Genomic DNA, 603 nt, shown 5'->3' on the forward strand with positions numbered 1-603 from the left:
GGTACTCGATGCTGCCGGCGATGCCCTGTCGGACCGCGCCCTCACCCCGGGTCAGCAGGACCCCCGCCCAGTACTCCTTCCCGGACCGCTCGGCCGTGCGCTGCAGGAACGTCTCGTAGTACTTCCCCGAGCGCCACATCGCCGCCTCGGTCGAGAACCAGATCCCGTCCACGACCTTCGCGCGCCCCACCGTCCCGATCTGCCCCGCCCAGTGCGTGCGCTCCTGGGCGGTCGCCGACCGGTCGAACATCGTCCGGTACAGCAGGTCGACGTACCCCTCCGGGGACCCACCGGACCGGTTGTAGTACTCCTGCGAGTCGTAGAACCGTCGCTTGACGTCGTCCACCGTCGCCTGACCTGCGAAGATCCGGTTCCGCCAGTCCTGCAGACCCGCCGGCTCCGGCTCGCGACCCAGGACCTCCCGGTACGCCTGCGTCACCCGCAGCCGCACGTACTCCTCGCTCGACGTCAGCGACCCCACCAGTGCGGGCTGTCCCACCCCGGACATCAACGCGTCCGTCCACGTCGCCAGACCCGCCGCGTCCACCGGCCGGCCGAGCAGGTCCTGGTACATCGCCTTCACGACCGACTGCGCCGTCGGCC

The 603-nt window shown here is 70.6% G+C and carries 1 protein-coding gene; it reads right to left on the reverse strand.

The window, feature by feature from the left end:
* Positions 1 to 603, reverse strand: a 603-nt coding sequence (locus Cpa01nite_RS18395) for a DUF4214 domain-containing protein (protein WP_203670313.1), incomplete at both ends; no start/stop codon positions are given.

It is taken from the genome of Cellulomonas pakistanensis (assembly GCF_016862755.1).
Taxonomy (GTDB): Bacteria; Actinomycetota; Actinomycetes; order Actinomycetales; family Cellulomonadaceae; genus Cellulomonas; species Cellulomonas pakistanensis.